This is a genomic window from Acidimicrobiia bacterium (assembly GCA_040881685.1).
GTDB lineage: Bacteria > Actinomycetota > Acidimicrobiia > IMCC26256 > PALSA-555 > SHVJ01.
In genome coordinates this window covers 69636-87499 of record JBBECS010000035.1, presented here as the reverse complement: position 1 = coordinate 87499, position 17864 = coordinate 69636, and the positions used below count along the sequence as shown (strand labels likewise).

The window sequence follows — 17864 nt, the reverse complement described above, 5'->3', positions numbered from 1 at the left end:
TCCCGTCCCGCATCGCCACGAGCCCGAGACTAGGCCCCGCAACCTCAGACGGCGGCGGCCACCTCCTGTGCCAGCGACACCCAGCCGCGACCGAGCTCACGCAGCTAGCGCGCGTGGGATGCGTACGCCGCACCGAGCCTCAGCGCCAAGTGTTCGGGAGTCCGAGCTCCTCGCACGTCGCCGTGGCCTGCGCTGGCGTGGTGTTGGCGCCCCCGGCAGGATTCGAACCTGCGCACACGGTTTAGGAACGCGTCCCGAAGTGTCCGGTCAATCCCTCCACGTCCGTGACCTGCGGTTTCGTGTCCATCCTGTCCGCTGACTTTGCCGCAATCCAGTGAGAAGTAGGGATGCCGGTAGGGATGCTCATACGCCTTTCGTAAGCGCGCGCCGAAGCCCCGAGGTTGGTGCCGCCAGTGCGCGCTGGCTCGTGCAGCGCGGCACCCAGAACGCGATTGAAGCCAGCTGAAGCCCGGCCTGATCCTTGGTCACGCGATGCGAGTCAAGTGACGGCAGCGAGCACTGACGAGGGCGTTTCGTAGAAGAGGTGGAGCAGCTCGGGGCGCACGATGCTGCGCGGGTCCTCGGCGTCGAACCAGCCGTCGACGACACTCCAGTGGTACGGGCTACGCATGTAGTCGTGGCGCAGCCCCGCGAGTTCGGCGTACTCCTGCTCCCACGCGTGGGTCCATCCACCTTCGGAGCTACCGACTCGGGCAAGACGCCAGTTTCGGATCGCCGGGATGTGCCGCGGCATCCCGAGAAGGTCGCGCTCGAAGGCACTCACCGCGGCGAGCGGCGCACTCTCCTCGACCTTCAGCAACAACGTCCGCTTGACTGCGTCTTGGATGCGCGGCGCACGTGCGCCGGAACCGATCACGTCCCCGAGCAGCACGACGTCCACGACCTCGGCACCCTTGACGTTGGCTGTACCGATTGGCACGAGATCCTCGGCGTCGAACTCCCAGCTCGCGTCCGGAGCGCCGACGCTGCCTGGAAGGTGTCGCCCGAACGCGCTGCGCCGGACCTGATCGGGCGGCGTGACCGCAACCTCGGCGTCATCAGTCGCCATCAAGACGATGTGATGGATGCCGTTGCTCGGCAGCGGCTCCGCTGCCGAGTCATCGATTGGCGTGAACGCGGGTTCGGCTTGGGCGAAGCGACGCGTCCGTCGTACGACGATGTCCGCCGTGTCGCGCCAGAACGAGCCGACGGTCGGGTCCATCATCGCGGCGCGTCGGGCTTGCCAGAACGTGTCGATGTCGGCCAGCCGCCACGTGACGATCACGTCGGACTCGAGCGCCGGATCGTCGACCGGTGGAGCGAGCACGATGTCGACGAGTTCGAGACGGCGAGCGCTAGCACCGGGAACGTATTTCGACCGGAGGACGTCGACGAACTCATCTCGGCACCCGGGTGCGAGCGTGATGTCGTCGACGCGGACGATCGTCTCGGCACTCATTCGGGAAGCTGCCACTGCAGCTCGACATGCTGGCCGAACGCGAGCAGTCCCGACGCGACGACATCGGTGCGCACGAACGCCTGGACCATCGTGTCGGTGTACGACCCTGGATCACCCGGCCGATACACGCCTGACACCGAGATGCGGCCGGCGAGCTCGCCGTCGTCTCTGCTCGCCGTATCGATGCGCTCGACCGCGGCGTCGAGGTCTTCGATCTCCGCATGGCGCACGCCGAAGTGGAACGAGCGCTGCGGCTCGGAGCGCAAGCGTTCCAGATACCGATGAGCATCGGCCGCAATGGAACCGTCGTGCATCGCGCTACCTAGAGCATCCTCGAGCGCGACCTGCTCAGCGGTCATCTCCGACGCGTAGAAGCAGTTGTTCGTGAAGTCATTCTCTGTCGGCTCGACGAAGGCGGTGAGGAAGGTGCCGCCGCGGTCGGCAACCGTGCATCCGAGCAGCTCGAACACGCGGGTCGCGAGCGCGCGCTCGCCCGGCCGGTACACGAGTTCAACGTGGTTCAGTTGGCGACCCAAGCGAGCAGATCCTAGGCACGGCTTGTTCGTCCGGAATTCCGTCGGCCCGCACCCTTGAAGTGGAGACGGCGGATGGCTCGGAGCGCGCGCCCGGCCGAGAACGACGCGTTCCGTGAGTACTTCGACACCCCGGCCCGGCGCGAGCCGCGTACGAAGCGTGATAACTGAGCGCCCCCGGCAGTGAAGAACTGACGGAGGTTGTTTACATCTGGGGTTTCCTGTGAGAGGAGATCCTGATGGACGATCGAGACCAGCAACGCAAGATCCGACACCGCCTGGCGATGCTGCGACACGCGGCCGAGGTCACGGGCAGTGTCGCTCAGACGTGCCGGTACTACGGGATCTCGCGCCAGTGCTTCTACAAGTGGCTCCGGCGTTACGAGGAGCTCGGTGAGAACGGGTTGCGGGATGGCTCGTCACGACCGCGCGTGAGCCCGAACGCGACGCAGGGTGAGGTCGTCGGCAAGATCCTCTACTTGCGTCAGCATTACCACTTCGGGCCGTTGAAGATCTCGATGTATCTGCACCGGTATCACGACGTCACGATCAGTTCTTCAGGCGTGTGGCGGATCCTCAAGCGGCTCGAGATGAACCGACTCCCGAGCTCGCAGCGCTATAAGCAGCACGAGAAACGTTGGAAGCGCTACGAGAAACAGCTCCCGGGGCATCGGGTCCAAGTCGACGTGAAGTTCATCGAGGCGCTGCCTGGGTCACGAAAGAAGCACTACCAGTTCACCGCCATCGACGACTGCACCCGCATCCGCGTGCTGCGGATCTACCCCCGCAACAACCAGAAGACCGCGATCCAGTTCATCGACTACGTGCTCGAGAAGCTCCCGTTCCAGGTCGAGACCATCCAGACCGACAACGGCGCCGAGTTCCAGTCGGGCTTCCACTGGCACGTCCTCGACCGCGGCATCAACCACGTCTACATCAAGCCGGCAACCCCGAGACTCAACGGAAAGGTGGAACGCTCACATCGGATCGACGCCGAGGAGTTCTACCGAATGCTCGACGGTGTCGTGATCGACACCACCGAGATGTTCAACCTCAAGCTCCAAGAATGGGAAGACTTCTACAACTTCAACCGACCCCACGGCGGCCTGGACGGCCAGACTCCATACGAACGCCTACGACACAAGACCACGACCCCGGCGTAAACACAGTGACCGTCAGTTGCACAGTGGTGCCCCCGGCGGGATTCGAACCTGCGCACACGGTTTAGGAACGCGTCCAGAGGCGTCCGGTGAGTCCCTCCACGTCCAGGACCTGCGGTTTCGTGTCCATCCTGTCCGTTGATTCCGCCGCATTCCAGTGAGTAGTAGGGGTGCGGGTAGGGATGCCAGCCCATCGCGTTCGACGTCGTGACGGCACCGTCTCGAGCGAGAGGGCCTCGGGAAAAGGTCATGGCGCGTGATCGCGCACGTCGAGCCGTTCAGGCGGTGTCTTCGGAGAGGAAACGGGTGATCGCCGCGTTGCCGTAGTCGACGGCGTCGATGTCGCTCATCTTCATGCCTTGTGCGTACAGCTCTTCTCGGCGAGCGGTGCCCAATGTTGTCTCGAGCGCGACGTTTGCTTGCGCGAGGGCTTCCACGAAGTGAGGAGCGTGCGCGTAGTCGGGTGCGAGGGCATCGCAGACGCCGAAGAGCACCGCCGCGGCTTCGGGGTCGTCGTCGGCGATCTCGACGCCGACGTAGCCGAGGGTGAGGCCGACCGGGAGCCTCCATCCCATCCAGTGGAACGACTCGATGGCCTTCGCGAAGTATCCAACCGCCTCACGGTGGTCGCCGTTCCGGGCGGCAAGGTCCCCGGCAAACACGTGGGTCGTGTTGTGCTCTCCCGACGGGATGAGTGCGACCGCTTCGCGGGCGATGACGAGGGCCCGCTGGGGTTCGGATTCGCCAAGGGCGAATGCCACCATGCTGAGCAAACTCGAGAGGATGCGGGGGTTGGCGATTCGGTGGGTCAGCGCCAGGGTCTCTTCGGCGTCGGTGAGCGCCTCCGCCGGGTAGCCCGCCAGGGCGTGCGAGAGCGCCGACGATGCCAGCGCCTGCACTTGCCACGCGTCGTCGCCGCGAGCGCGTGCGACCTTCACACAGTGCCGCGCGTGCTTGACGGCTTCATCGCGGTTGCCCTGCGCCTGCGCGCTGTTCGCTAGTACGTTCCAGATGAGGATGCTGGGCTCGGTACCGAGCCTCTGCTCGGCGATCACGGCCTCGTCGCAACGGCGCCGGGCAAGCTCCTGGTCGCTTTGCATCGTGGCGATCCACGCGGTGACGGCCAGGGCGGCCGGATACTTCGGGTGCTCGGATGCCCCGGAGATGGCCAGGACGACCTGGGCGGCCCAGACGGTCGTGGAGATGAGGGCGACGTCCCAGAGATTGATGGGCGCGTCCCACACGGCCACCAGTCGCAGCGCTGTGTCGACGTCTTGGGTGTCGGTGGCCCAGGTGAGCGCAGCACGGACGTTGTCGAACTCTCGCTCGAAGCGCCGTTCCCATTCGGCCCCGTCGGGACCCGTCGCGTTGGTGATGGCCGCCTCCGCGAAGCCGGCGAAGTACGCAGCGTGTACGGCACGGAGGCGGTCGCCGTCGCCGCTGCCGTCGAGGCGTTCCTGCGCATACTGGCGGATGGTCTCCGGGAGCCGGTAGCGCGTCTCGTCGCCGTCGGTGTCGGCGACGACCAGCGAGCGCGCCACCAACGTTGCGAGCAGCTCGAACACGTCAGCGCCTTCGATGGCGCCGTCGGCGGTGACGGCTTCGGCGTCCTCGAGGCTGAACCCGCCGACGAAGATGCTCAGCCGGTCCAACAGCAGCTGTTCGGTCTCGCTCAACAGCTCGTAGGACCAGTCGATCGCGGCGCGCAACGTCTGGTGGCGCTCCACCGCCGTGCGCTGTCCGCCGCCCAGCAGTCGGAACCGCTGGTCGAGACGCCGCGCCACCTCGGCCGGAGTCAACATCGCGACGCGCGCGGCCGCGAGCTCGATCGCCAGCGCGATCCCGTCGAGCCGTCGGCACACTTGCGAGACCGCGTCAGCGTTCGTCGCGTCGAGCACGAAGCTCGACTTCACCGCCCGGGCCCGCTCCACGAACAGCGCCACCGCGTCGCACCGCGCGATCGCCTCGAGCCCGGCCGCGTCGGGGGCACGCCGAGCGATGCCACGCCCAACATCCGCTCGCCGGGCACATTGAGCCCCTCCCGGCTCGTCACCAGCACCCGGACTCCTGCACACCCGCGCACGACCTCATCGACGAGGCCCGCGACGGCGCGCAACAGGTGCTCGCAGTTGTCCACCACCAACAGCAGCTCCTTTCCGCGCAGGAACTCCACCAGCGTTGTGGTCGCCGACACTCCGCCGGAGACCTGCAAACCGAACATCGACACCAGCGCGTCGGGGACGGCCTCGGGATCGCGCACGCCGGCGAGCTCGGCGAGCCACGCACCGTCGCGGAACTGCGGTACGAGCTCGGCGGCGACTTCCAACGCCAGCCGCGTCTTGCCGACGCCGCCCACCCCGGTCAGCGTCACCACCCGCGCGTCGGCGAGCTCGGCCGCGACGCGCGTCAGCTCCTGCTCGCGACCCACGAACGACGTCATCTGCACGGGCAGGTTCCCCGGCAGCACATCAAGCGACCGCAACGGCGGGAAGTCGTGCGGCAGCTCGGGATGCGTGACCTGGAACACCCCGATCGCGCTCGTCAGGTCGCGCAGTCGATGCTCACCCATGGCAACCAGCCCAACCTCGGCTGGCAGCGCACTTCGGACCAAGCTCTCCACCGATTCCGAGACCACGATCTGGCCGCCGTGCGCGATCGCCATCAGACGCGCGCACCGGTTCAGCGGTTGGTTCACATACTGGCCGTCGACCCGCAACTCGCCCTGGCCCGCGTGCAACCCCATCCGGGCGCGCAGCGGACCCGTCTCACCCCACTCGCACGATGCGAGACCCAGCTGTGCGTCGAGGGCCGCGGCCAAAGCGTCGCCTGGCGCCGCGAACGCGGCGGCCATGCCGTCGCCCATCTCGGAGAACACGACGCCCCGGTGCGACTCGATCGCGTTGCGCATGATCGAGTCGTGACTCGCCAACGAGTCGCGCATCGCCTCGGGCTGTTCCTCCCAGAGTCGGGTCGAACCCTCCAGATCCGTGAACATGAACGTCACGGTCCCCAACGGCAACTCGGCCATGCTCCCCCTTCACCGCGCCAGCGCTGTCAGTCAAACAGATAGGGGTGAGCGGGTGACTCGCTTCGGCTGGTGTTGGCGCCCCCGGCAGGATTCGAACCTGCGCACACGGTTTAGGGAGACTCTTCGCGCCGTACAGCCAGACCACTCACGTCCACGTGGTGTTGTGGTTTCAGGCTTGCGTGTCCATCCTGTCCATCGAGCGCGCTTGCGTCCAGGGAGTAGTAGGGACGCGGGTAGGGATGATCGACCGCCGAGATCTGCCCACTGGCAGCTGGGCCTGGTCGCGACTCCCGCGATCGGTTCGCGTCCCCATTGCAGGGCAGGATCAGCGGTTCTCTTTGTAGCGATTCATTCCACGGCTTGGTGGAGTCGTCAACGCAGCACTGACCGCTGGCTCTGTGGGTGGTACAACCCAGCTCCCGTCGCTTGGTCGCGGGCGCAGATTCGCTGAAGTCCTTGGGGCTTGGGGGTCTCGTGGGGCGGGACGTTGGCGGATGCCCGATGTGGGCTCGAGGGCGCGGTGTGTGCGTTCCCGCGTGTCTGCGGCTCTTGGTCGGTTCGCCGAGTTCTTGTCCTCTGCCGTACGGGCGGAAGAAGTGGCTCACGTCGAGCTCGGCGCTGCGCTCGGTGCGACTGCGGGGCTCCGGGTTGCGCATCGCGGTCGTGATCTGTCTGATCGTGGTTACGTTGCCGGTTGTGGTCGCGCGGCCAGCGGGCGCTACGGCTGGCTCGTCAACGAGTACAACCGAGCCGCGTGATCCATGAATGACACCCTTCAGGCAGCGCACCAGTTCGCCCGTGCGCGTTGGGTAGCGAGCGACAGCACGGGTGGACATCGCAGCGTGACACATTGTTTGCTATCGCCGCGACGCGGCGTGTGTCATCATGGATCCATGGCAGATGATCTCGCGCGCGCGCCCATCGCCAACGTCAAGGGCGAGAGCACCGACGACAACCATCCGATCGAGATCGACCTCGGGTTGTTCGGTGCCGGCTCGACGGAGGCGATCGTCGCCGATCTCGCCGGCGAGAGCCTGGCGGAGGACGACGAGCAGGAGGTTGACGACGACGGAGCGCCCGCGCGCCTGGCAGACGCGGACTCCGGCGTCGAGCCGATCGGCGGGTATCGCGCGGAGTGGCGTCCGAGCGGCGGCGCGGATGAGGTCTTCGACTCGAACGACGTCCTCGCCCAACCGGATGCCGACGCCGGGCCGCAGCTGATAGGCGGGTATCGCGCGGAGTGGCGTCCGAGCGGCGGGGAGAGCGACACCTTCGATCCGACCGACCTTCGGGCCGGCGCGGACGTTTCGTACGGCGCGGGCGCGACCGACGCACAGCTCCACATCGCAGACGATGTCAAGTATGTCGACGACGTGGATCCATGGGGCGACGGCCCGCACGAGGTCGACATCGGCGGCAACCTCGACGAGCCGACGGATTATCCGATCGGACCTGCCGAGCCCGGCGATGACGCGGTGACCGAGGTGTCCGACACCGACGCACCACTCGCCGCGACGGACAACACCATGTTCGAAGACATCGAATGATCGCCGTCCGGCCTCGGAGAGCCGGCTGACGATCTACGATCCCGCGCCCGGACGGATGTCTCCTGATGGAGGTGCGTGAAGGCGCAGACCTGCAGGCGTTGGCGAAGTGGTTCAACGACGAGGTGTTGTCGAGGTCGTCGCCGACCCACTTCGTGGATCGAGTCTTCGCAAGGAACCCCCCGCCGCAGTTCGACCGGATGAGGTTAGATCCTCGATCGAGTCACCTTTCGGGAGTCGTGCGGAGGACTACGACAACAACGTCGCAGCCATCCCCAGATGGTTGGCGCGCGTCGGGGAAGCGTTCGCCCGAGTACCGAGCGTCGGTTTCGCGCTCGCAACCGTCCATCCCTACTACTGGGCGACACTGCATGGACGTGCGACACGCGAACGCTCGTTCGTTACTGCCACCTGACCTGCGCCGACGCACGCGATTGGCGCCCCCGGCAGGATTCGAACCTGCGCACACGGTTTAGGAAACCGATGCTCTATCCCCTGAGCTACGGGGGCTCGTGATCAAGGGTACCGGCGCGCTCCTGAAGTGGAGCCTGACCTTCAGGCCTCGACGACGAAGTCGAATGTCGCCGCGCGACCGTCGCCGACGGTGCTGACGCTCATGAGGCATGCTTCTTCGAAGAGGTCGTCGGTGTCGTTCTGCGACTCGCCGGGGAAGTAGAGCTGCGTCGTGAGGACCGACCCGCCACTCGATTGCACCTTCACGTGGATGTGGCGGGTGCGGCCGGGGTAGAGGGCCGGGACGATCGTCTCGAGCTTGTACCGGCCGAGATCATCGGTGAACTGATGGCCGCGCAGCCGGTAGCCGCTGTTGTCGTAGTCGCCGTCGCTGTCGGCATGCCAGAAGTCGACCTTGGCGCCGGCAGCGGTTCGGCAGTCGGAGCCGAGCACGACGCCCGTGAGCACGAGCGCGGTGCCGTCGACACCGTCAGCGATGTTCGTCCGCTCCGGTGAGCCCGACGAGAAGAACGGGCCCTCGGTGAGCGACGGCGTCACTTCGTCGCCGTCGTCGCACGACGGAGTGGGCGCGAGCGTGCGGTCGGTGGTCGTGGTGACGCCGCCGGTGCCGACCGATGACTCGTCGTCGGAACCACAGGCGCTCGCCAGCACGAGCATCGGCGCCGCGGCGAGCCCGAGACCGAGCAGCCGCCGGCGGGTCAGGGAGGTGGTGAGCAGCTGGTCGATTCTGTCGTTGGTCATGGCGCGAGGTTACGAACCCGACCTGAGAGCCCACTGACGGGCGGCTCCGGGTTTGCTGTGAACCCAGACCCGCCGGTCTTGGGCCGGACATCGGAGCGACGTGGCAGCATGAGGCCCGTCAGCCGCGAGAAGGAGCCGTCATGCCGATCAACCCCGACGCCGTCGGCACCACCAGCGACCCCGGTGAAGCCACCTGGGGCTCGTTCGACTGCTTGCTCTACGCGGTAGGCGTGGGCGCGGGCATCACGGACCCGACCGGGTTCGAGCTCGAGTTCACCACCGAGAACTCGATCGACATCGAGCAGAAGGCGCTGCCGACGATGCCCGTCGTGATCGCGCCGAAGAGCAAGGGCGGCGGTGGCGGGAGCAACCCGATGTCGAAGATCGGCACGTTCGACTGGGCGAACCTCGTGCACGGCGAGCAGAGCATCACCCTGCACAAGCCGATGCCGGTCGAGGGCAAGGCCACGATGACCGGCACGATCGCCGCGATCTACGACAAGACCAAGGCCGCCGTCGTGGTGCTCGAGAACGAGGCGGTCGACGCCACCGACGGCAAGCCGCTGTTCACGACCACGATGTCGGCGTTCATCAGAGGCGAGGGCGGCTGGGGTGGTGACCGCGGACCCAGCGGTCCGAAGAACGTTGCACCGGACCGCAAGCCCGACGAGGTGGTGCGCTACACGACGCGCATCGACCAGGCGCTGCTGTACCGCCTCAACGGCGATCGCAACCCGCTGCACTCCGACCCGTCGTTCGCCAAGCTCGCGGGTTTCGACAAGCCGATCCTCCACGGCCTGTGCACGTTCGGGTTCACCGGCCGCGCGCTGCTGCACGCGGTGTGCGGGAGCGACCCGTCGCGGTTCAAGCACGTCGAGGGACGCTTCTCGACGCCGGTGATGCCGGGCGACGCGCTCGACGTGAAGATCTGGGTCGACGGCAACGAGGCGCTGTACCAGACCTGCGTCGGCGACAACGTCGTCCTCGACAGCGGCAAGCTCGTCTTCGAGTAGCTGATTCGAAGAGTCGCTAGACAGGCGGGACGCCGTGGCGGCGGTGGAAGACCTCTCGTTGGCGCGTGCTCGCGAGCGCGAGTCGGCGCACCAGTTCGTCGCGTAGCTCGTCGGGCTGCACGACCGCATCGACCACGAGCTCCGACGCGAGCCGCACGATGTCCACATCGGCTTCGTACTCGGCGCGCTGCTCGGCGACGAACTTCGCGCGCTCGTCCTCATCCTCGATTGCCTGGATGCGGTTGTAGAACACCGCGTTGACCGCGGGCTCGGGTCCCATCACTGCGATGCGCGCGCTCGGAAGCGCGATGCAAGCGTCCGGATCGAACGCCGGGCCGCACATCGCATAGAGGCCCGCGCCGTACGCCTTGCGCACGATGACTGAGATCTTGGGCACCGTCGCCTCCGCGACCGCGGTGATCATCTTCGCCCCGTGACGGATGATCCCGTCGCGCTCCACCTGCGTGCCGATCATGAAGCCCGGCACATCGGCAAGGAACACCAGCGGCACGTTGAACGCGTCGCACAGCCAGATGAAGCGAGCGGCCTTGTCGGCCGAGTCCACGAACAGCACGCCACCGAGGTGCATCGGGTTGCTCGCAACGAAGCCCGTCGGTCGCCCGTCGAGCCGACCGAAGCCGCAGATCAGCTCCCGCGCGAACAGCGGCTTGACCTCGAAGAAAGAACCTTCGTCGACGAGGGCGTCGATGACCTTGTGCATGTCATATGCGAGCCGGTCCTCGTCGGGCACGATCGTTCCGATCGGCTGCGCGTTCGCCACCGGTGGCGATGGCGCGGTGACCGGGGGTTCGTCTTGCCAGTGGGTGGGCAGGTACGAGAGCCAGCGGCGAGCGGAAGCGATCGCCTCTTCGTCATCGGCCACAAGGGAATCACCACAACCGCTGACGGTCGCGTGCATGCGCGCGCCGCCCATCTCCTCGAGCGTGACGTGCTCGCCGATCACCTCTTCCGCCATGCGCGGCGAGCCGAGATACATCGAGGCGTTGCCTTCGACCATGAACACGACGTCACAGAATGCCGGGATGTACGCGCCACCCGCCGCCGAAGGTCCGAACAAGCAGCACACCTGCGGCACCCGACCCGACAGGCGAACCTGGTTGGCGAAGATGCGCCCCGCGCCGCGGCGGCCGGGAAAGAGGTCGACCTGATCGGTGATGCGCGCGCCGGCTGAGTCCACGAGGTACACGACCGGGATCTCGAGGCGCAGTGCGGTCTCGGTGAGTCGGACGATCTTCTCGACCGTGCGGGCACCCCATGACCCGGCTTTCACGGTGGGGTCGTTGGCCATCACACACACGGGCCGCCCGTCGACGCGCCCGACGCCGGTGACGACTCCGTCGGCGGGGAGATCGTCGGCCGACGCGTTGGCGAGCAGCGCGTCCTCGACGAACGAGCCCTCGTCGAGGAGCAGCGAGAGGCGATCGCGCACGAAGAGCTTGTTCGCGCTCGCGAGCTTTTCGGCGCCGCGGTCGAGGTTCCCGCGCCGAGCACGCTCCAACTGTTCTCGTACCGATTCTTCGCTCAGTTCGCCGGTACCTCGAGGTTGTAGAGGCGCGCGGCGTTCTCGGCGAAGATCCGGCGCTTCTGCTGGTCGGTGATGTCCTCGCGCTCGGCCAGGATCTTCACGCTGTTGGGAAACGCGCAATCCCAGTGGCAGTAGTCGGACGCGTAACAGATGATCTCGTCGCCCAATGCGGTCTGCACAACGGGAACCGACCGCTCTTCGGGTTCGCACGACACGTAACCCCGACCGAGGAAGTAGGACGACGGCGCCGCGTCGATCTGCGGCGCTTGTTCGGGCATGAGTTCCCAGTGCTCGTCCAGGCGTTCGAGCCAGAAGGGCAGCCACCCGGCGCCGGCTTCGAGCAATGCGATGCGCAATCGCGGGAACCGCGCGAGCACACCACCCACGGTGAAGCTCGTGAGCGCGAGCATCGCTCCGAATGGGTGCGTGATCGCGTGCTTCTCCAGCCGCGTGTCGAAGCGGTCGATCGCGACCGGCACCTGGCCCGGCGCCTGCCCGCCGCCGTGCACGCACACCGCGGCGTCGACGCGCTCGGCCACCTCCCACACCACGTCGAACGACGGGTGGTCGAGGTTGCGGTCGAGGATGTGCTGCGCCGTCACCATTCCGACGAAACCGTGCTGAGTCACGCAGCGCTCGAGTTCCTCGGCCGCGCGGGCGGGCTCCATCATCGGGAGCTTGGCCACCAGCTTCAGGCGGTCAGGCGCGAACGCGGCGTACTCCGCGCGCGCATCGTTGAGTGTGCGGCACAACGCCGCCGAGAAGTTCGCGTCGCCGAGCGCCCACTCCTCACCAGACCCCGGCGGGAACATCACCGTCACGTCGATGCCTTCGAGGTCCATGTCCTCGAGGCGCGCCGAGGGCTCGCTCATGCCCAGGCGCATCTCGGGCTCGAAGTCCAGGTCGTTGTCGCTCAGGTGCGCCTCACGCGGGTTGGCGCCGCCGATCTGCATGCCGCCACCCGGGAGCCCGGTGTACGTCGCCTTCATTGAGCGGACGTACTGGATCATCTGTGACTTGAACGCGTCGGGGATGCGTCGCCGCCAGTGCGGCGGCTCACCGCCGTGCCCGTCGGCGTCGATCACCGGGTATCCGTAGCCACCCACGCGCCCATCATGGCAGTCGAGGGGTCGGTACGCTTCCCCGGCGTGGAGTTCAACCCGTTCTCAGCAGAGTTCTACGACGACCCGTACGACATGTACCGCTGGCTGCGCGACGAGGCGCCGGCGTACCACAACGAGCAGTACGGCTTCTGGACGCTGTCGCGCTTCGCCGACGTCGTCAGTGCGCACCGCGACTGGAAGACGTTCTCGAGTGAGCACGGGCTGACGATCGACCAGCTCAACGATCCCTCGAACGCGATGGCGAAGTCCAGCATCATCATGATGGACCCGCCCGACCACGACCGCATGCGCAAGCTCGTGAGCCGCGTGTTCACGCCGCGTGCGATCGCGGCACTCGAGCCGATGGTGCGTGACGTGATCTCGCACCACCTGGCGCCACTCGAAGGTGAGCGCGAGTTCGACCTCGTCGCCGACTTCTCGGCGCCGTTCCCCGTGGAGATCATCTCGCAGATCCTCGGCGTGCCGAAGGCCGATCGGCAGCAGATCCGGCACTGGACCGACGCGGTGCTCCACCGCGAGCCAGACGACCCCAAGACCACGCAGGCCGGCATGGAGGCAGGGCTGCACCAGGTCCTCTACTTCATGGAGCTCAGCAAGGAGAAGCGCGCGCATCCGACGGACGACATGGTGTCGCGTCTCACCGAAGTCGAGGTCGAGGACGACGACGGCAACCTGAACAAGCTGACCGACGAGGAGATCGCCGGCTTCGGCGTCTTGCTCGCAGCAGCTGGCAGCGAGACGGTCACCAAGCAGGTGGGCAACGGTGTGGTGCTGTTCGCTCGCAACCCGTCCGAGTGGAAGAAGGTGCGCGACGACCGCACGAAGATGGTGAACGCGGTCGAAGAGGTGCTCCGCTACTGGGCGCCATCGCAGTACCAGGGTCGGTTCAGCCACGAGCCCTCCACGTGGCACGGCGTCACGATCCCCGCAGGCATGCCGGTGCTCCTCCTCACGGGCGCGGCCAACCGCGACGAGCGCGAGTACGAAGATCCCGACCGATTCGACGTCGACCGCGACATCGGCCTCGGCATCGGTCTCGGCCACGGCATCCATGCGTGCCTCGGCGCGGCCGTCGCCCGACTCGAGAGCCGCGTCGCGTTCGAGGAGATCGCGAAGCGCTGGCCCGAGTACCAGATCGACGAGTCGGGGTTGCGTCGGGTTCACATGTCGAACGTCGCAGGCTTCTCGAACGTCCCGGTGGCGGTCGCGGCCTGAAGTTGGACCTGCTCGACGCGAGCTCGGTCGAGGCGATCGCCGCGCTCTGCACGCGCTCGATCGATGAAGAGGCGCCGCCCACCGCCGCGGAACTCGAAGGCGCGCTCTTCGCGTCGGACCAACCCGCGGTCGTACGCGGCGATCCGGATGTCGGTGTGGTCGCGACGGTTGCGGGCGACGGCCTCGGCTTCGTACGGCTGCTGATCGTCGATCTGGCCCGTCGCGGTCGCGGTCACGGGCACGAGCTGCTGACCGCAGCCGAGAACGACCTCGCGCTGAGTGGAGCGGTGCAGATCGGTGCCGACCCGCCGTACTACCTGTGGCCGGGCGCGCCGTCGACCGAGACCGCGCTGCTGTGTCTCCTCGAGCGGCGCAAGTACACGCGTGTTGAGGCCAACTTCCACATGGCCGTCGATCTCAGTGCGATTCCCGAAGATTCCGGCGGTCACGAGCCGGCTGCGAGCGCCGACCGTGACGAGGTCCGGGACTGGATGGACACTCATTGGGCGAACTGGACGCCCGAGGTGCTGCGCGCGCTCGACAACGGGACGCTGCTCCTGGCGCGCGGCGATGACGGCATCCGCGGCTTCTGTGCTTACGACGTGAACCGTCGCGGGTTGCTCGGCCCGGTCGGCGCGCGGCCCGACCTGATCGGCAAGGCGGTCGCATGGCCGCTCCTCGTAGGCGCGCTACATCGGATGCGTGCGGCGGGGCAGCAGCACATGGAGGTCTCCTGGGTCGGTCCGGTCGTTCCGTACGCCCGAGTGGGCGGGCGGGTGAGCCGGGTGTTCTTCGTGTACCGCAAGGACCTGAAGTGAGCTCGCAGCTGAACCTGTTGCCGCAGCCACGATCGCTCGTCATGGGCGACGGCATGACCAGCGCTCAGGAGCCGACCGTTCGCACCGATCCATCGCTTCCCGCCGAGGGATACGAGCTGACGATCGCCACGGATGGGATCTCGTTGGCCGCGGCTGACGCGGCCGGCGAGTTCTACGGACGGGCGACGCTCGCGCAGCTCGCGCAGCAGGGCACGGATGGCGTGCCGGTGTGCACGATCCGAGACTGGCCGGATCTTCCGGTGCGCGGCGTCATGCTCGACATCGCGCGCGACAAGGTACCGACACTCGACACGCTGAAGGATCTCGTGGCGCGACTCGCGTCGTGGAAGGTGAACCAGGTTCAGCTGTACATCGAGCACACGTTCGCGTACCGCGGTCACGACGACGTGTGGCTCGACGCGAGCGCGCTCACTCCTGACGAGGTCCGCGAGCTCGACGCGTGGTGTCGTGATCGTCACGTCGAGCTCGTGCCGAACCAGAACTGCCTCGGCCACATGGGTCGCTGGCTGCGCCACGCGCGCTACCTCCCGCTCGCGATGACGCCCGAGGGCTTCACCGACTACCTGGGCCGTCGGCGCGGGCCGATGACGATCGAGCCATCGAATCCCGCGTCACTCGCGCTCGTGCGCGATCTGTTGTCGCAGCTCCTCCCGTGCTTCACGAGCAGCCGCGTGCACGTCGGGTTGGACGAGCCATGGGAGCTGCCCGAGGAACGCATCGGTGACTACCTCGACTGGGTCGACACGTTGTGCGCCGTCCCCGAGCTCGACGGGCGCGAGGTCCTCGTGTGGGGCGACATCCTCGCCGGCAAGCCCGAGCATCTCGCGCGGCTTCCCGAGCACGTGACCGTGTGCGAATGGGGCTACGAGGATTGGAGCCCCTTCGACGAGCGCGCCGCCACATTCGCCGCATCGGGTACTCGGTTCTGGATCTGCCCCGGCACGTCGAGCTGGATGACGATCCTCGGCCGCACCACCAACATGAAGGGTGACTGCGTAGCGGCGGCAGCGGCGCTCGCCGCGCATGGGGGCACCGGCTTCCTCAACACCGACTGGGGGGACCAGGGTCATCTGCAGTACCTGCCAGTGAGTGAGCCGGGCTTCGCGTACGGCGCCGCAGTGTCGTGGTGCTTGGAGACGAATCGCGATCTCGATCTTGCGGCCGCCCTGGACGTGCACGCCTTCGACGACACCGCCGGCGTGCTCGGTAATGTGCTGCTCGGTCTCGGTGACCTGTACCGCGCGATCACGCCGCAGTTCCCGAACATCTCCGCGCTGGTGCTCCACCTCTACTACCCGCAGCTCAAGCTCGGCCGCGGCCCGACGGCCGGCGTCACCCCCGAAGAGCTCGCCGCGGTCGAGGGCTCACTCGATGATGCGCTGGGCGTGCTCGGTAGCGCGCGTCCCCAACGGACTGACGGCACGCTTGTTCTGGACGAACTTCGCGCGGCCATCACCCTGGTGTCGCTGCTGTGTCGCGACGGGCGTGCACGCTTGGCTGGCGACGGCACGCTCGCATCGATCCCCGAGGACACGCGTCGGGAGCTTGCAACCGAGCTCGGCGGCATCACCGAGACGCACCGCGAGCTGTGGCTGGCCCGCAACCGCCCCGGCGGCCTGGAAGACAGCGTGTCGTGGCTCGCGCACCTGCAGCGCTGCTACGAGACGGGCGAAGCCCCGATGGACTGGGGCTCGCACTACGTGGGTTGATACCTACCGCAACACATCGGCGAGGGTGTCGACGAGCGTGTCGAGCTGCTCGTCGGTCGTGACGAGTGGGGGACAGTAGGCGAGGGTGTTCGTGCCGATCGCGCGGGCGATGACGCCGCGTTCGAGCAGGCCGTCGCGCAGCACGTTGGCGTCGTGCTGGTCGGTGAGCCCGGCGGCCCACACGCCACCGTCACCGCGCGCTTCCGCGAGCAACCCGTCGTCGGCGAGCGAGCGGAAGCCACCGCCGAGTCGTTCCGCGATCACGGGCGCGCGCTCGAGCAGGTGCTCGCGCTCGAGGATGTCGAGGTTCGCCCACGACGCGGCACACGCAGTGGGGTGGCCTGAATACGTGTGCCCGTGGCGGAGCATGTAGGTGGCGTCGCTCTCGAGCGGTGCACGCACGGTGGGGCCAACGACCACACCACCGAGTGGGATGTACCCCGAGGTGACGGCTTTCGCGAACGTGATGAGGTCCGGCGGCACTCCGTAGTGCGTTGCACCGAACCACTCGCCGAGACGTCCGAACGCGCAGATCACCTCGTCGAAGATCAAGAACGCGCCGTGCTGGTCGCAGAGTCGGCGGAGGCCTTCGAGGTAGCCCTCGGGTGGCGGGTACACGCCTCCCGCGCCCTGCACGGGCTCGACGAGCACCGCCGCGACGTCAGAACCGCGCTCGGCCATGAACGCCGCGACGGCTTCGAGGTCGTCGGCCGGCAGGTTGATCATGCCGTCGACGAAGGGTCCGTACCCCTCTTGGTTCGCCGGGAGGCCCTGCGCCGAGAGTCCGCCGTAGGTGACGCCGTGGTACGCGCGCGAACGGCTGATGATCAGGTCGCGCTGGGGTTGCCCGCCGAGGTCGTGGGCGACCCGCGCGAGCTTGATCGCCGAATCGACGGCCTCCGACCCCGAGCTGGTGAAGAAGACGCGGGCGTCCTCCATCGGTGCCAGCCCGGCAATCCGCCCGGCCAGACGATCAGCCGGACCGTTCGTAAATGGCTCGAAGCAGTGATACGCCGCGATGTTGGACATCTGATCCACGACCGCGTCGATGATCTCGCGACGTCCGTGGCCCACGTTGGCATACCAAAGGCTGCCCATGCCGTCGAGGTAGGAGCGACCTGTGCTGTCTTCCACGACGGCGCCGTGGCCGCGGACGATCTCGATGAAGTCCTCTCGCGCCGGATGCGCGTAGGGGTGGAGGAACGCCGGCACCGAGGTGATCGTGCTCAGAGCCGCCAGCCGGCGGCTTTGCGCTCCGCGCAGGTGGGGCAGATCGGGAAGCGCGACGGATCACGCGTCGGTACCCACTTCTTGCCGCAGAGCGCGACGATCGCCTCGCCGGTGACCAGCGCCCGAGTGACGTCGGCCTTCTTGCAGTAGTGCGCGAACCGGTCGTGGTCGCCGTGATCGGTGTCGATCGTCTCGGGCGCTTGAACGGGCGTCGTCGTCTGCGTGGTCACCGTCGGGCAGCGTACGCTG

At 67.3% G+C, this 17864-nt stretch carries 15 protein-coding genes and 1 tRNA gene; 6 read left to right on the top strand and 10 right to left on the bottom strand.

Translation table 11 applies throughout. The features are described from left to right. Positions 1 to 499 precede the first annotated feature (499 nt). Both WEE69_08280 and WEE69_08275 read right to left on the bottom strand, forming a co-directional pair. Positions 500 to 1459, bottom strand: coding sequence for a Dabb family protein (locus tag WEE69_08280; GenBank protein ID MEX1145285.1), 960 nt, complete (start codon positions 1457 to 1459; stop codon positions 500 to 502). After that, the gene (locus WEE69_08275; protein ID MEX1145284.1) at positions 1456 to 1995 is read right to left on the bottom strand and encodes a hypothetical protein; all 540 of its coding nucleotides are present in this window, start codon (positions 1993 to 1995) and stop codon (positions 1456 to 1458) included. Before WEE69_08275 ends, WEE69_08280 begins: the two co-directional genes overlap by 4 nt. 236 nt (positions 1996 to 2231) lie before the next feature. On the opposite strand from WEE69_08275, the gene WEE69_08270 reads away from it, so the two are divergent. Further along, the gene (locus tag WEE69_08270) at positions 2232 to 3155 is read left to right on the top strand and encodes an IS481 family transposase (protein MEX1145283.1); all 924 of its coding nucleotides are present in this window, start codon (positions 2232 to 2234) and stop codon (positions 3153 to 3155) included. Between the two features lie 275 nt (positions 3156 to 3430). Here the strand turns inward: WEE69_08270 and WEE69_08265 are convergent, their stop codons facing one another. Together WEE69_08265 and WEE69_08260 are read right to left on the bottom strand one after the other, a co-directional pair. Further along, the gene (locus WEE69_08265; GenBank protein ID MEX1145282.1) at positions 3431 to 5095 is read right to left on the bottom strand and encodes a tetratricopeptide repeat protein; all 1665 of its coding nucleotides are present in this window, start codon (positions 5093 to 5095) and stop codon (positions 3431 to 3433) included. After that, the gene (locus tag WEE69_08260) at positions 5062 to 6180 is read right to left on the bottom strand and encodes an adenylate/guanylate cyclase domain-containing protein (protein MEX1145281.1); all 1119 of its coding nucleotides are present in this window, start codon (positions 6178 to 6180) and stop codon (positions 5062 to 5064) included. Before WEE69_08260 ends, WEE69_08265 begins: the two co-directional genes overlap by 34 nt. Before the next feature lie 893 nt (positions 6181 to 7073). Here WEE69_08260 and WEE69_08255 point away from each other — a divergent pair. Beyond that, entirely contained in the window at positions 7074 to 7727 is a 654-nt protein-coding gene (locus WEE69_08255; protein MEX1145280.1) for a hypothetical protein, read from the top strand. Positions 7728 to 8159: 432 nt separating this feature from the next. Here the strand turns inward: WEE69_08255 and WEE69_08250 are convergent. Together WEE69_08250 and WEE69_08245 are read right to left on the bottom strand one after the other, a co-directional pair. Beyond that, a tRNA-Arg gene (locus WEE69_08250) sits at positions 8160 to 8234 on the bottom strand. Positions 8235 to 8279: 45 nt separating this feature from the next. Continuing rightward, positions 8280 to 8939 (bottom strand): dioxygenase, encoded by a 660-nt coding sequence (locus WEE69_08245; GenBank protein ID MEX1145279.1) that lies wholly within the window; start codon positions 8937 to 8939, stop codon positions 8280 to 8282. A 140-nt stretch (positions 8940 to 9079) separates the two neighbouring features. Here WEE69_08245 and WEE69_08240 point away from each other — a divergent pair, with 140 nt between their 5' ends. Continuing rightward, positions 9080 to 9952, top strand: coding sequence for a MaoC/PaaZ C-terminal domain-containing protein (locus WEE69_08240; protein ID MEX1145278.1), 873 nt, complete (start codon positions 9080 to 9082; stop codon positions 9950 to 9952). Positions 9953 to 9968: 16 nt separating this feature from the next. On the opposite strand, the gene WEE69_08235 is transcribed toward WEE69_08240, so the two are convergent. After that, positions 9969 to 11471 carry an acyl-CoA carboxylase subunit beta gene (locus tag WEE69_08235; GenBank protein MEX1145277.1) on the bottom strand — a complete coding sequence of 501 codons (1503 nt, stop codon included), beginning with the start codon at positions 11469 to 11471 and terminating at the stop codon, positions 9969 to 9971. 23 nt (positions 11472 to 11494) lie between these two features. Continuing rightward, a complete protein-coding gene (locus tag WEE69_08230) occupies positions 11495 to 12604 on the bottom strand; it encodes an amidohydrolase family protein (GenBank protein MEX1145276.1) in 1110 nt (369 codons plus the stop codon). Between the two features lie 9 nt (positions 12605 to 12613). On the opposite strand from WEE69_08230, the gene WEE69_08225 reads away from it, so the two are divergent. From WEE69_08225 to WEE69_08215, 3 genes are read left to right on the top strand one after another with little or no spacing between them, the layout of a single operon-like run. Next, a complete protein-coding gene (locus WEE69_08225; GenBank protein ID MEX1145275.1) occupies positions 12614 to 13837 on the top strand; it encodes a cytochrome P450 in 1224 nt (407 codons plus the stop codon). 2 nt (positions 13838 to 13839) lie between these two features. Next, on the top strand, positions 13840 to 14655 hold the full coding sequence (locus tag WEE69_08220) for a hypothetical protein (GenBank protein ID MEX1145274.1): 816 nt from the start codon (positions 13840 to 13842) through the stop codon (positions 14653 to 14655). Then, on the top strand, positions 14652 to 16385 hold the full coding sequence (locus tag WEE69_08215) for a glycoside hydrolase family 20 zincin-like fold domain-containing protein (GenBank protein MEX1145273.1): 1734 nt from the start codon (positions 14652 to 14654) through the stop codon (positions 16383 to 16385). Before WEE69_08220 ends, WEE69_08215 begins: the two co-directional genes overlap by 4 nt. A 3-nt stretch (positions 16386 to 16388) precedes the next feature. Here the strand turns inward: WEE69_08215 and WEE69_08210 are convergent, their stop codons facing one another. Further along, the gene (locus WEE69_08210) at positions 16389 to 17597 is read right to left on the bottom strand and encodes an aminotransferase class III-fold pyridoxal phosphate-dependent enzyme (protein MEX1145272.1); all 1209 of its coding nucleotides are present in this window, start codon (positions 17595 to 17597) and stop codon (positions 16389 to 16391) included. A 14-nt stretch (positions 17598 to 17611) separates the two neighbouring features. After that, a complete protein-coding gene (locus WEE69_08205; protein ID MEX1145271.1) occupies positions 17612 to 17845 on the bottom strand; it encodes a DUF3039 domain-containing protein in 234 nt (77 codons plus the stop codon). Positions 17846 to 17864 lie beyond the last annotated feature (19 nt).